At 38.2% G+C, this 13,934-nt stretch carries 14 protein-coding genes; 9 read left to right on the forward strand and 5 right to left on the reverse strand.

The window, feature by feature from the left end; all coding sequences use genetic code 11:
• The 7 genes from FTT92_RS14230 to FTT92_RS14260 form a co-directional block, all read left to right on the forward strand.
• A partial coding sequence (locus tag FTT92_RS14230) for a hypothetical protein (RefSeq protein ID WP_180172416.1) occupies window positions 1–1,062 on the forward strand: 1,062 nt, incomplete at its 5' end.
• Window positions 1,055–1,408 carry a carboxypeptidase regulatory-like domain-containing protein gene (locus FTT92_RS14235; RefSeq protein ID WP_180172417.1) on the forward strand — a complete coding sequence of 118 codons (354 nt, stop codon included), beginning with the start codon at window positions 1,055–1,057 and terminating at the stop codon, window positions 1,406–1,408. The genes FTT92_RS14230 and FTT92_RS14235, both read left to right, overlap by 8 nt.
• A complete protein-coding gene (locus FTT92_RS14240) occupies window positions 1,405–1,791 on the forward strand; it encodes a hypothetical protein (RefSeq protein WP_180172418.1) in 387 nt (128 codons plus the stop codon). Before FTT92_RS14235 ends, FTT92_RS14240 begins: the two co-directional genes overlap by 4 nt.
• An 18-nt stretch (window positions 1,792–1,809) precedes the next feature.
• Window positions 1,810–3,894 carry a hypothetical protein gene (locus FTT92_RS14245; RefSeq protein WP_180172419.1) on the forward strand — a complete coding sequence of 695 codons (2,085 nt, stop codon included), beginning with the start codon at window positions 1,810–1,812 and terminating at the stop codon, window positions 3,892–3,894.
• Window positions 3,887–4,120 carry a hypothetical protein gene (locus FTT92_RS14250; protein WP_180172420.1) on the forward strand — a complete coding sequence of 78 codons (234 nt, stop codon included), beginning with the start codon at window positions 3,887–3,889 and terminating at the stop codon, window positions 4,118–4,120. Before FTT92_RS14245 ends, FTT92_RS14250 begins: the two co-directional genes overlap by 8 nt.
• Before the next feature lie 58 nt (window positions 4,121–4,178).
• A complete protein-coding gene (locus tag FTT92_RS14255) occupies window positions 4,179–4,460 on the forward strand; it encodes a holin (RefSeq protein ID WP_180172421.1) in 282 nt (93 codons plus the stop codon).
• A complete protein-coding gene (locus FTT92_RS14260) occupies window positions 4,457–5,230 on the forward strand; it encodes an N-acetylmuramoyl-L-alanine amidase (RefSeq protein ID WP_180172422.1) in 774 nt (257 codons plus the stop codon). The genes FTT92_RS14255 and FTT92_RS14260 overlap by 4 nt, the downstream gene beginning before the upstream one ends.
• A gap of 468 nt (window positions 5,231–5,698) precedes the next feature.
• On the opposite strand, the gene FTT92_RS14265 is transcribed toward FTT92_RS14260, so the two are convergent.
• From FTT92_RS14265 to FTT92_RS14275, 3 genes are all read right to left on the reverse strand, one after another.
• Window positions 5,699–6,991 (reverse strand): Y-family DNA polymerase, encoded by a 1,293-nt coding sequence (locus FTT92_RS14265; RefSeq protein ID WP_180172423.1) that lies wholly within the window; start codon window positions 6,989–6,991, stop codon window positions 5,699–5,701.
• A complete protein-coding gene (locus FTT92_RS14270; RefSeq protein WP_180172424.1) occupies window positions 6,988–7,551 on the reverse strand; it encodes a LexA family transcriptional regulator in 564 nt (187 codons plus the stop codon). The genes FTT92_RS14265 and FTT92_RS14270 overlap by 4 nt, the downstream gene beginning before the upstream one ends.
• Window positions 7,552–7,642: 91 nt before the next feature.
• A complete protein-coding gene (locus FTT92_RS14275) occupies window positions 7,643–8,293 on the reverse strand; it encodes an SOS response-associated peptidase family protein (RefSeq protein ID WP_180172425.1) in 651 nt (216 codons plus the stop codon).
• A 61-nt stretch (window positions 8,294–8,354) separates the two neighbouring features.
• Here FTT92_RS14275 and FTT92_RS14280 point away from each other — a divergent pair, with 61 nt between their 5' ends.
• Window positions 8,355–8,615 (forward strand): hypothetical protein, encoded by a 261-nt coding sequence (locus tag FTT92_RS14280; protein ID WP_180172426.1) that lies wholly within the window; start codon window positions 8,355–8,357, stop codon window positions 8,613–8,615.
• A 54-nt stretch (window positions 8,616–8,669) separates the two neighbouring features.
• Here the strand turns inward: FTT92_RS14280 and FTT92_RS14285 are convergent, their stop codons facing one another.
• The gene (locus FTT92_RS14285; protein ID WP_180172427.1) at window positions 8,670–9,857 is read right to left on the reverse strand and encodes a hypothetical protein; all 1,188 of its coding nucleotides are present in this window, start codon (window positions 9,855–9,857) and stop codon (window positions 8,670–8,672) included.
• 368 nt (window positions 9,858–10,225) lie between these two features.
• Window positions 10,226–11,431, reverse strand: a complete 1,206-nt coding sequence (locus tag FTT92_RS14290) for a tyrosine-type recombinase/integrase (RefSeq protein ID WP_180172428.1) — start codon at window positions 11,429–11,431, stop codon at window positions 10,226–10,228.
• 1,070 nt (window positions 11,432–12,501) lie between these two features.
• On the opposite strand from FTT92_RS14290, the gene glnA reads away from it, so the two are divergent.
• Window positions 12,502–13,917 (forward strand): type I glutamate--ammonia ligase, encoded by a 1,416-nt coding sequence (gene glnA / locus FTT92_RS14295; protein ID WP_171319222.1) that lies wholly within the window; start codon window positions 12,502–12,504, stop codon window positions 13,915–13,917.
• Window positions 13,918–13,934: the final 17 nt, after the last annotated feature.

Raw genomic sequence — 13,934 nt, forward strand, 5'->3', positions numbered from 1 at the left:
TATGGCGGTGCGCATGGCTATATGCCTGGCCGTGTTTTGAAAGTGGATTCCGGCGCTCTATCCTTAATTAATGGTGGTGAATTCTGGATTGATTCAGTCACAACAAATACTGTGACAATGACGATTGACGCTGCTCCACTATCTATAAGCGGTGGGTTTGCCACGCGTATTGCCTCACTAGGTTGGTCGCTCGTTTATGAACAGGCAAATATTCACATCTATAAATTTAAACAGCTAGACGAATCCGATATATTTATTCGCATCGTTTTTCAAGATGTTTTAACACAGAGAAATAGATTAGGCGTCTGTATTGGTAAAACTGCAGACCCGGTAAGTGGCGTAATCACCGACTCAAATGCATTACAAAGTTATGCAACTATAACATCACCCAATCAGCCTTTTGCTATGGAATTTGGTGGTACAGCATCAAATACCGCAAATAACTATACGCACTCGCAAGGTGTGGCAACTTACGGAAAATGGGTTGTGGTGGGTAGTAAATATCATGTTGTTTTGAGTGGTAATATTGGACAAGCCAATTTCGGTAACCGATTTAATGCAGTATTACCTTTCGCAAGTGTTGGTTACGAAAAGTTAAATTACCCAGTAATTGTCGGTGAAGTAAGCACCCAAGCATTAACTGGAAGTAATTTTGGAGATGGGCAGAATGAGGGCGAAAGGGGATATGCGTATGTCGCTAAATACCGAGTTTGCATGAGAGAATACATTAAAACACTAACAACAGGTGTATTAGATCAATTACTTGGAATTCCACCACAATCCAAAACCAACTATTTACCAGCAGAAATAGATGGATTTAACACAACCACGGCAAAGCCGGTTGCGATCTATGACTACGAAAGTTGGCAATTTATAGGAATGATTTCCGGTGGTGCTTATCAAGTAAATTACTCTGACACAGGAAATCCAGATAAAACAACACTGCCATTAATTACAGGCGATATTGATTTAAATTCAATTGTATATCTCTGTGGTATGGCTAGTACAAGCGGTAATAATGTCTATTGGGCTGTGCCTGTTGAGGAGGTAAGAATTGCTTAAGATTTTTAGAACTTTTTTTGGCGGTTATATTCCAAACCATCAAAAACTCAATAGCATGAACTACAGTATTCTAAAGCTGCAACGCCCTATTATTACAGTAGTAAATCCGAATCAAGGCTTAGGTCAAATAAAAGGCACAACCAAAAAATTAGGGGCTAATTACTCACCAGTGCCAGTTTGTGTATTTAAGCGATCCACAAGGGAATTGCTTTGGGAAACCAAATCAAAAGCCGACGGCTCTTACTTGTTCCGCAATATTGCGGTAGGGCTTGAGTGCTTTGTGGTGGCTTTTGACCCAAATAATCAATACAACGCAGTCATTCAAGATAATGTGGTATCAAAATGAGTAAAACTTCAGTCAATGCTAGGCTTGCCATGATTCAAGCCTTTGCAGAATTTATGGATAGCGGTAGCCAAAGTGCTACCGTTATTTTTTATGAGGGTGTGCAGCCTGCCAATACATCGGTGGCGGCAGATTCAAATAATGCTTTGGTCACTTTGGTATTTCCTGAGCCATGCATCAAAGAAACTACAGCCACTTATGTAGAGCTTCATCCAACAGATACAGCCACTGTTATTAAAACCGGGACCGCTACTTGGGCACGGATCTACAATGGCGCTGGTGAGGCGGCTGCCGATCTGACAGTAGGTACAGATATTGCGCTAGCTAATACTAATTTAGCGCTTGGCGGCACACTTGCAGTCACATCAATAAAACTTAGACCTTAATTTAAAAAGGGTGCTCATGTGGATTTTAAAAATAAGCTCGGCACCATTGATGCTCACAACCTAAACTTAAACTTTAAGCCTGATAATACCGACAGCCATAACATTATTCTGAATTTTGAGCATCTGACCGATGGTTCAGCCAATCTCAATTTTGGTGATGATGTTTCTGGTGTTATTGATGCGGCACTTGATACTGAGTTTTCATTTGAAGTCACAGCAATTAATGCTGACAGTGGTGCCAATACTGCAGTCATAGACACAGTACTGGATACTGAGTTTGGCTTTGATGTGGTTGCTAAGTTTAGTGAAAACACTAATGTTATCGGTCAGATCGATACGGTTTTAGATACAAGCTTTAATTTTGAAATCGAAGCGGTATTTAGTGAAAACCTGTGCACCATTGATACGGTTTTAGATACTGAATTTCAATTTGAAGTTAAAGCACTATTCGATATCAATCACCTGGTTGGTGTGTCTTATGGTTTTGATATGCGCTACCAAAAAGCCATCGCAGCCTTAAGCACTACAGAAATACCATGGGCCAAGCCAATATTAAGAGTCTCGAATGAGGCTCTTTTTTATGATCAAGGCTTGGTGATTTCTAATCAAGTGGATATTTGGCATGAGCAAGCCGGATCATTAAATAGTGCGGTTAGATTGATACATGAGCAGGCAGCCGGTTTAAGTTCTGATGCATACATCATCTGGGAGGAAGGCGATAAACGCTTTATTCATCAGCGTTATCTGCATGAAGAAACCGTCAAGCTGCGTCATAACCGAGAAACAGTCTGGCAGGAAATGATCCGTCGGCGCAAGACTTTTACCTATTCCCATGAAGTCGCCCAAGTCTTAGAGCATCGTTTTTCGTTTGAATGGGATAAAAGCCTTGAGATTGTCACCAAGTCAGATTTGCCATGGGATAAAACCAAAGCGATTCATTATCGCAAGCATCCAGTTAAACCTTGGCCTGAGCCTGAGCTGCCCAAATACGAAGGCACTGGTGATTTAAATTTTGTCTGCCTTTGTGACGTTGATCCACACAATGTTGTTTTAAATTTTGGTGCGGATGACTGTATTCCAGCACTACCGAATAAAAACTGGTGGTATATCGTGAATAATTTAAGTGCAGAACGCTTAGATAATGGTGAGCCGATTAAAGTCATTAACGGCACTTATAACTGCAGCCGTAGTACGTGGTGCTGGTCATATTCAATTACCGTGGCACATACGGAGAAAGAAAAACTGCAGCCACTAAATGAGCAACCGGTGATTTTAAAATTAATCATCAATGGCTTTGAACATCATGTGTTACTTGAGACTGAAACAGAAACGATTAAGTTTGCGAATAAATCTTATACCTATGATGGTCGAAGTGTTACAGCGCTGAATGCAGTAGATTACGCTGCAAAACGATCCTTTATTCAAGACAATGAGCGAACGTCTGTACAGCTCGTGCAAGCAGAAATTGATCGAGCACAATCTGGTACCGAGCTGGACTGGAAGTTGATTGATGACGTCGGCTGGATCGTACCAATTGAGAGCCTAAGTTATGCGGAACTTGCGCCAATTGATGCAGTAAAGCAGGTTGTTGAAGCCGGTGGTGGTTTTATCTATAGCCAAAAGGCGGGTAATAAAGTCTCAGTGTTGCCACGCTATAAAAAAGGCTATTGGGACGCAATGACTGTGGATGACTACGATATCCTCATTTCACAGAGTATCGTGATTCAACAAACCATTGAACAGAATAAGGATTACATCACCGACTACAATGCGATTAATGTTGTGAATAGTCGAAGTGGCGACAGCTTGACTGTGAGGCAGCGCAACACTGGAGGTAATATTCCTCTTGAAGCTGTGACTGGCCCAATGTTTGATGTCGTATCGGGTGCAAGCTTTGGCAAGATGGAGTTGATCAAAGCCAATATTCAAGAATTTCACACCTTGTCAGGTTTACCGGTCTCTCAAGAAATTGGTGAGATGTTGCCAGGTAAAACGGTTGCGCTTCACGGGCAGTGGTGGGGAGTCATTGATTCGGTTAGCGGTTCATTTAGTCATGGCAAAGTCACAGAATCCATCAAAGTGGAGCGCATACATCGTGAGTAATCCTTTATTTGAACTTCGTAAACTGTTGAATCCAACTCATTCAGAATTAATTGGAACAATCACTTCTGCAAGTCATCCTGAATATCGTGTTCAAGTGGATGGAGGATCTGGACCAGTGCTTTGTACTAGTGGGACGGCCTACAACTTGGGGCAGCGAGTCTTCATTTCAAATCAACAAATCTTACGACCAGCTCCATCAGGTCAACACAGTCAGATAGAAGTCTGAATCATTTAAACAATGGCACCGAAAGGTGCTTTTTTATTGCCTAAAATTAGGGGGATTCATGCAAGAGCATGAGAGAAATTTACTATTGCTCATTGTCATTGGGGCAGCGATCGGGTTTGCAAAATTGCTTGTGTCTGATGAAAGGCTGACATGGCGTCTAGCAATTGGTCGAACAATTTTAGGGTCTGCAACATCAACAATTGCGGGAGCGGTCGTTTTACAAATACCTGATATTAATCCTTTAGCATTACTAGCCATTGCTTCAGCTGTGGGCATTTTAGGAAGTGCATTTATCGAATCATGGCTTAAATCACAAGTCACTAAGTGGAGTATCAAATGAAGTTAATCGATAACTGGAAACAGGCTTGGAAACTCAAGTCAGTACAAGTGGGCGCATTAAGCGCCTTTTTTTATGCCTTGATTTTATTCTCAGAGCAGTTTTTAAATATCTGGAATGTTATTCCACAGGAACTTAAAAACAAGATTCCTGAAAACATTGCAGAGTGGGGAGGTCTCTTTATTGGTGTGGCCACAGTGCTTGCACGTTTGAAAAAGCAGCCTGAACTACACGATGTAAATAAATTTGTGACGATTACTGCAGGGCATAGCAACTCAGATCCGGGTGCAGTCAATGGCAAATACAAAGAAGCTGAGTTAGTGCGACAATTCCGAAATGCAGTGACTCATTATTTGCGTGAAGCTGGATTGCAGGTCAAGACCGATGGAACAGGTACCAAGAATGACCCATTGTCCGCTGCGGTAAAGTTGATTCAGGGCTCAAGTGTTGCGGTTGAATTCCACATGAATGCTGCGGCATCAAAACAGGCCAATGGGATTGAAACGATTGCTTTACCAAAAGACAAGAAGTTGGCTCAAGACTTATCCAAAGCTGTAGCAGATGGACTAGGCGGTCGCTTACGTGGTGATAATGGTTGGATTGATCAAAGTAAATCTGCACGTGGTCGCTTGGCATACGTGAATGCTGGCGGTTTAATTGTAGAACTTGGTTTTATTTCAAATGAAGCTGAATTGGCAGCATTTCAGGTGCGCTATTGGCTTGCAGCAAAAGCTGTAGCCAAGGTTTTAATTGAATATGAAAACCGGAATTAAAATTTTATTGCTGTGCACTCTTCTTTCTGGGTGCACAGCTCATACGATTTCAACGAAAGTTCATATCACTGTATGTGTGCAGTGTGTTAACTAAGAGCCCTCGGTCTCCGGGCTGAGGGCTTATTATTCACTTTCTTTTGAATCAGTCATCGAGTGATTTTTCTTTACGTACTCTCCAACACTTTCTTTCGAGCAAGCAGTTAAAACTAATGTTGATAACAATAGAGCTAAAATGATTTTATGCATGTTGTTCTCCATTTTTTTGAGATTGAGTGATAATTTAATATATGAAATTATTCTAAATAAAATAATAATTCAATATCTTTTATAGCTGTAAGTTATTGATGTGTTTTATAAATATTGATTTAGGCTATTATAACTGGGTCGATGTTTTAATATAAAAAATTAATACTATATTGAATGTTATAGCTATTTTAGCTTTAACATATATTGACTTATTTATTATACTTAATTTATTTTTAACATCCCCTCCACAGAAAAATAGTTCTGTGTCAATCGATTACGACTCATTGACCATCTGCGGTTTGGCAACATACATGGTCCAATCGCAAGAATCTTATCCCCGAATTTTTCCTTTACATCTTCTAAAGTCGACTGCAGTTTTTCATCCACTTCTATGGAATCTAAATCTGCCAGCAAGTCATGAATGTAAGTTTCCTTAGGCTCAATACCAGTCAATATCACGCCACATTTCTTGAACTCAATTCCTTCTTTATATATCTCATCAATTCGCTTTATTACCGCTTTAATCATGACTGCAGCTGAGTCAGTGGGTTCGGCAAATCCAATACTGACGGACTTATTGTAAAAAGGTCGCTCCTTGTCAAAAGGATTTGATTGTGCGAAAGCAATGATACAACCACAAAGACTTCCATCATCACGTAATCTTTTAACTGCCGATTGCAAATAAGCACTCATGGCTTCTTTTAAGGAATCCAAATCAGTTACACGTTGGCCAAACGATTTCGAGCTGATGATCTGCTTCTTGCTGGGTGGAGTTTGTTCTAATTCAATACAAGCGGTACCAGTTAATTCAAGAACAGTTCTTTTCATCACAACGGAAAATTGCTGCTCTATATATTGGGGATTTGAGAGTGCTAGATCTAAAACAGATTTAATGCCCATTGCTTCAAGTTTCTTGGAATGCTTTCTTCCCACGCCCCAAACTTCCGACACATCAATATCATTAAGCACGTATTCTTTAATGCATGGATCCATTTCTACAAAATTGCAGATGCCGCTGAAGTGCTTATTTTTCTTAGCAACATGGTTTGCCATTTTTGCTTCAGTCTTAGATCGGCCGATCCCAACACATACTGGTAGGGCAAGCCATTTCCACAAAGTATCTTTAATATTTTGAGCAATCTCATTCACATCATGATTCACGTACGATGTTAGATCAGCAAAAGTTTCATCGATAGAGTATTGTTCGACATCTTTTTCAGAGACGAAGCACTTGATTGTATTTACGAAACGTCTACTCATTTCAGCATATACAGCGTAATTACTAGAAAGTACCTGCACATTATGCTGCTCTACAATATCTTTGATCTTAAAAAGGGGAACACCCATTTTAATACCGAGATCTTTAGCTTCTTGTGAACGTGCAACAGCACAACCGTCATTATTTGAAAGGACAATGACAGGGCGGTTTCTTAATTTTGGTTGGAATAAACGCTCGCAACTTACATAGCAATTATTGATGTCAATGAGCGCAATAATTCTATCATGAGCACTCATTTGAACTTCTTAATTACTGATGTCACAACACCCCAAACTTCAAAAGTTTGACCATCCATAGGGTGGATGTCTTTATAATCGGGATTTTCGGCTTTAAGCCAGCACCCTAGAGCATCTTTAATTAATCTTTTAACAGTTAATTCATTATCAACAACAGCAATGACAATATCTCGATGCTGCGGTTCACGACTGCGATCTACAATTAACTCATCATTAATGTCAATTCCAATATTAAGCATGGAAAGTGAATCAACTTTAACTATAAATGTTGCGTCAGCATTCTTAATTAGGTGCTCATTCAAGTCGACTTTTCGGTCGATATAATCTTGAGCTGGGGATGGGAAACCAGCTTGAACGCGCTCAAGTGCGAGTGGAATTTCTAGGTGTGTAATTGGGTCAATTTGACGAATATTTGAAATTTCTACTTCATTTTTAGGTTTGCTGAGAAAGTTTTTGATCTCTAAAATACGGGACTCTGGCACACGAATAACTTTCGTTGACTCTAACTTTTTTCTCCCAGAGCCAACTCTAAAGCCCCCATGTGATATGATCTCAGACATAATAAACTTGATATTTGTTACAGATATCAAGATTCTAATAATTGCTTAATTAGAATTCAAATTTATAAAATTTAGTAAAATCAACAAGAAGTCAAAATAAGTCGCGCTGAGATTTGTTTTCAGATAAACGGTTTTTCGGAAAAGTTACAAACTCATTTGGCATATCAAAGAAAAATTCATGCGCTTCTTCAAAATTGGTATTCAACCAATCTTCACGATAGTCCTCCGGAATCACAATGATGCTGCGCTTTTCATCCTGTGGAGCATGAAACTGTTTCATAAAAGGATGTTTGTCAGCATTTATGGTTAGCATGCTCATTGAGCGGATCTGTTCATTATCAATCATTGCACTTTCATAAATAGCGGCAACGGTAAACGGCATTCCGTCTTCGCGAGCTATACCATACCAGTGGGGTTTCCCATTGATATACTTTGGCTCATATATAGTTTCGACTGGAATTAAGGCAAACTGATTTTTATGCCAAGCGTTCTTGAAACTCGGCTTTTCAGCAACGGTTTCAGTTCTGGCGTTATAAGTATGACGGCCGTATTTAAGTTCCTTGGCCCATTTGGGGATCATTCCAAATTTTGCCGCGCGCCATTCAATATTACCGTTATTGCTAAAAACTAAAGGGGAGTTATAAGTGGGAAAAATATCATCCGGGAATTCAAGTTGAGTTGGCTCTGGCAGGCTTAATAGAAAAGCCCGGTCACGCTTTATCGCTTCAAAGTTTGAGCACATAGACTTCACCCTGATTTTTAATTATCATCTCTGCACAAATAATAACCTAAAAGAATAAAAAATGATTTCAAAGCAATTCAAATTACTGAGTACAGTTTTGGCAATACTAGGCATAGCTGCATTTGCCTATTTTCAATATCAAATGCGCCCAGAAGTACTAGGGGGTTATAAAGACGGTACCGAGCAGTATTTTGGATATCGCTACGCACGTGATAACCAACTTAAATCTGCTGATCAATGTGACGATGAAAAAGATGATCCTGGGATGAATGTGAATGCGGAATTTCTTAAAGGGTGTGAGTCGTATTTTAGAAATAAATGAAAACACATATCCTAAAGAGTGGTATTTATATTGTAAAAGCCCTCAAATGAGGGCTTAATTTAAAGCTCGATTGTATTTTAATTTCAATGATTCTAATTTTATAGTATTACGCTTGATCACGGATTGCTTGATGGATTCTTCTAATTGTTCATTTTGTATAAATTTCTCATATTCTTCAGTATTGGTATTTAATTTAATGAACTTAGAAGTTTCGACATCCTTAAAGCAATCTCTCAAATAACCTCTATATGAAATAATATTAGAAGAATTAAGTAGCTCTTTGAGTAGAATTAATGAATTTTTTCTATCAACTAAATATAATATTGAAAAAAGAATCCACCTAAGATGTATTGTGTCATCCTTGGTGTTTTTTATTGCCTTTTTTAGAATTTTAATAGCTTTCTTGGTTTGGTTATTATTTTTTAAGTATCTTAATTTAATAAAAAGAATTGATTTATTTTTTGCTCGTGATGATATTAATATTTTTTCAAGTTCTTTTTTTAGTTGATATATTTCAAAGAAAAAGTACCGTAAATAAGAGAGACTTGGGTCTGCTGGAACAGACGCTCTACCATCCCTAGTATCTACATATGGTCTATTAAAGTCTGAAAAATGATACTTATATAAAGCCTGATGAATTTTTTCTAAAACAAGAATTTCATCTGATGACAATTGATCATTAAAGTAAAAAATACGATCAATTTTTGTGTTAATGGTTTCTGTTTTCTTATAAACCAATTCACCAATAACTATATTGTCTGAAAAAATATCAACTAAATAACTTTTATTTAATGATTTATTCATTAATCCCATATGTAGATCATCTAAAGTTAGTTCATAATTTGCAATTTCCTTATGAAACATTGATGTAGTACTTTCGGCATGCGCCATTGCAAGATCAATTAAATGATTAATTGTGTTATTAATATAAAGTAAATCATCCTCTATTTTTGGCCTAAGTTTTGATTTTCTTATGTAAAGTGGAATAAGTTGAAATACAACCCAAAATACAAAACCTGAAAAAATAGATAACCCTATAGGAATTAAAATTTCTTTGATTGGATTTATAGATTTATTGTATTGATTAGCTAAAATTAAATTTTGCTGTTTTTCTATATCACGCACATTGGGTGAGGTCTGCTCGGTAGTTATCAAAAACTCCTTGTGAGTTTTATTAATTTCTTGAGAATTCGAATATGGGGTTAAAAATAAAGAAAAAACCAATATTATTAATGCTTTCATGAGGGATTCATATATTTTCAGGTTGTTAGCGCTTTAATGGGTTGATAATGCATGCATGTAAAATACTAGTTTTATCACCCCTCAACAACCCTACACCCCACAAAAAATCCCCGAGTTGTCTTGTGCTAAAAAACCATTAACACTCATCTGCTCTATAAACGCTATAGCATTGTCACTGTTGTTGATCCACTCAAAACCACATAATTATTCCTCAATCATAAGGCCAATTGATTTCTTTGAAAAATGGTTCGCGATTTTTGTATGTTCGATATAAAGGTAGAGTCATGTTTTCATTATTATAGTGACCTTTTTCAACCAAATTTTGTAATGTATTTTTGGAAAATCATTTTTTCAAGAGTTTTTATATTTTATCCCTTCCACCCATCAACCATATCAGCCCAATCTTGCATCATTTTCCTACGATCAGCTAAATATTTTGCGTGATTGTATGATGCTCGGGTTTTATTATCGTCAGCATGTGCAAGTTGAGCTTCAATCCATTTGTCATCATAGCCATATTCATTCAGCAAAGTAGAAGCAGTAGCACGCAAGTCGTGAGCTGAAACATCTTCAATAGCTAAATGTTGAAACATTCTATTTAGGGTCATCTGGTTAAGCATCGAATCCGATTTATAAACCGAAGGGAACACATAAACTTTATTACCAGAGTTTAAATATTGGTTTTTAAGAATTGCGTAGACTTGATCTGACATCGGAAGAATATGTTCGCGGCTTTTCTTCATAGCAGCCTTAGGAAAAGTTACGATGCGATCGTCAAAATCTACCCAAGACCACTCCATACGACGTATTTCTATGGTTCTAAGCATCGTGTAAAGCAGCATAAGACCAGCATTTTTTACCGTTTCAGTGCCGCCGTAAGTTTCTAAGCGAGTTCTGACCTTGATGCGCTCATCTTTACTTAATGGTCTTGCATGGGTAACTTCAGGGCGGATAACCACATCACGAACAGCATATGTTGGATCATTCTCAGCACGTAGGGTGGCAATGGCATATCGCATAACAGCACCAATAAACTTCCTATTCTGTATTGCTGTAACCTCACCAGTGCCACGATTCTTTTGAGATCTAACTCGTTTAATAGTATTTTTCAAAATACCTAAAACATCAGCTGACGTTACGGCTTTAATGTCTTTAGATCCGATAGCCGGAAACACATCTTTTTCCATAGAAACTGAAAATTGGTTTTTGTAGTTTTCAGTCTTAGAGCTTAGGCGCTCTGCATAGTATTCTAAAGCAACATTTTTAAAAGTATTTGTTAGTTTGCTTTCTTCTTCAAATTTGAGCTGCTTTCTCTCTAAAACAGGGTGAACTCCTCGAGCAAGTTTAGCCCTCATTTCTTCACGCAAAATACGTGCATCTGCTAAACCGATTGATGGATACTCACCAAGACTCATAGATGACTCTTTACCTTGATGCGTAAATTTAAAACGCCAAACTTTCGTACCTGATGGGCGAACTTCAATATACAGGCGATCTGAATCTAATATTCGGTAAACTTTCTCTTGTGGTTTAAGTGTTTTAATTTTTGCATCTGTAAGCTTATTGGAGGCCATACGGGTAACGAACGGGTAAATTTAAGGTTACCCGCAATATTACCCGTAAATGTACCGGATTAAGAAGAACTAAAAGGAACTAATACAAACCTATTTTGTAACAAATCAGACTGTTATGTGGGTCAAAGGAACTAATGGGGAGCAGTGTGAATCTCAGTACTTTTTTTCGATCATCAAAAGCATGAGCGTATTAACCTTTGAAATTTATGCACTTAAATGTGCTTTGAATAGTCCGAAATGATTCTAAATAGTTGTATATTGACCCAAATATCGTGTGGATATTTTTAATAGAAAAATAGTGAAATATTTAGAATGCAGCCAATCATAGCAAATATTATTCAATTTCTGCTGAACAATTTCGCCAAAGTTCATCGCAACTGAAATCATTTCAATAAATTTTCGACTTATAAATTTAGGATTTAATTTGAACAAGACATTAGGCTGAATTTAAGTGGGTAAAATATGTTCAATTGATATTTTAAAAAGATCTGCTTGATGTCGTTAAAAATAGCAATTCAGGCTCTAGATGGAAAAATATGAACCGTTTTGAAGTAAAATCACCAAAATGGAGCACAATTAATGTAAAGGTAAATTGATTAAAATTAAAACAAAGCGGTTAAATTAACTTCAAAAAAGAAGTGCTTTATGGGCTCAAAAAACCTAAATGTCGATCAGAAATATAGGTGTCACGCTGATTTTTTCCATCTATAACTAGCTAAACCATTAGTTTCTCTCGTATTTAAATTCGATCTTAAAGCTTTGATAAAATCTCAATGATTTTATCGTTGAAAGCGATTAATCATTTTGGTGCATACTGGTGCAAAACCAAGTTGCACTATTTTGATACACCTGCGAGAAGTTTTTAAACAAAAGTGATGAAGAGTGGCTGAATATGGTGCATTTACTGTTACACACAGTATAATAGTCGAAAAGCAAGGAGTTAAAATCTTCTATTCTGATAAGGAATTCAATATTTTAGCTTGGCTTTTAAAAGTTGGTACGGTAATTGCTTAATAACTACCAACTACTAACACGCACTTCAGTGTGCACAAAAAAATCATCGGAGCAAAATGAGCATGGCGAACAAGGTCCTTCAACTCATCCAAGAAAGTGGCGCAAAATGGGTCGATTTTCGCTTTACTGATACTAAGGGTAAAGAACAACACGTAACTTACCCAGCAGATTCAATCGACGAAGATACGTTTGAAGATGGCAAAATGTTTGATGGTTCTTCAATTGCTGGTTGGAAAGGCATTGAAGCATCTGACATGATCTTACGTCCAGATGCAGAAACTTGTTTTATCGACCCGTTCTTTGCAGAAGCTACAGTTGTTGTGACTTGTGATGTTATCGAACCTTCAACTGGTCAAGGTTATGAACGTGACCCACGCTCTATTGCTCGCCGTGCGGAAGAATACCTAAAATCAACTGGTATCGGTGATACAGCTTTCTTTGGTCCAGAACCAGAATTCTTCGTTTTTGACGAAGTAAAATGGGACATCGATATGTCTGGCGCGCGCCACACATTAATCGCTGAAGAAGCTGCTTGGTCTACTGGTAAAGATTACGAAGCGGGTAACTCTGGTCACCGTCCACGTGTGAAAGGTGGTTACTTCCCAGTTCCTCCTGTTGATTCTTCACAAGATATGCGTGCAGATATGTGTGCAAAAATCGAAGACATCATGGGCCCAGGTCGTGTAGAAGTACATCACCATGAAGTTGCATCTTGCCAGCTTGAAATCGGTGTAAGCTTCAACACTATGGTTCGCAAAGCGGACGAAGTTCAACAGTTCAAATATGCGGTTTGGAACGTTGCTCACCAATATGCTAAAACTGCTACGTTTATGCCTAAACCAATGGTTGGTGATAACGGTTCAGGTATGCACGTTCACATGTCGATCTCTAAAGACGGCAAGAACTTGTTTGCTGGTGATGAATACGCTGGTCTTTCAGAAATGGCGTTGTACTTCATTGGCGGTGTGATCAAACACGCTCGTTCATTGAACGCAATCACAAACCCATCAACTAACTCATACAAACGTTTAGTTCCACATTTCGAAGCGCCGATTATGCTTGCTTACTCAGCACGTAACCGTTCAGCTTCTATTCGTATTCCTTATGTTTCTAGCCCTAAAGGCAAACGTATCGAAGCACGTTTCCCAGACCCAATGATGAACCCGTACTTAGGTTTCGCTGCGCTTCTTATGGCTGGTCTTGACGGTATTCAAAACAAGATCCACCCAGGTGAAGCTGCTGACAAGAACTTGTACGACCTTCCTCCTGAAGAAGAAGCTAAAATCCCTACAGTGGCTCATAGCTTAGATATGGCGCTTGAAGCGCTTGCTGCGGACCATGATTACCTTCTTAAAGGTGGCGTGTTCACTAAAGAAATGCTTGATGCCTACATCGAACTTAAAACTGAAGAAGTTCGTCGTCTTAACACGACAACTCACCCAGTTGAATTCGACATGTACTACAGCTTGTAATTCTGTACAGAATTTCA

The organism is Acinetobacter sp. YH12023 (genome assembly GCF_013420135.1).
In the GTDB taxonomy this organism is placed as follows: Bacteria; Pseudomonadota; Gammaproteobacteria; order Pseudomonadales; family Moraxellaceae; genus Acinetobacter; species Acinetobacter amyesii.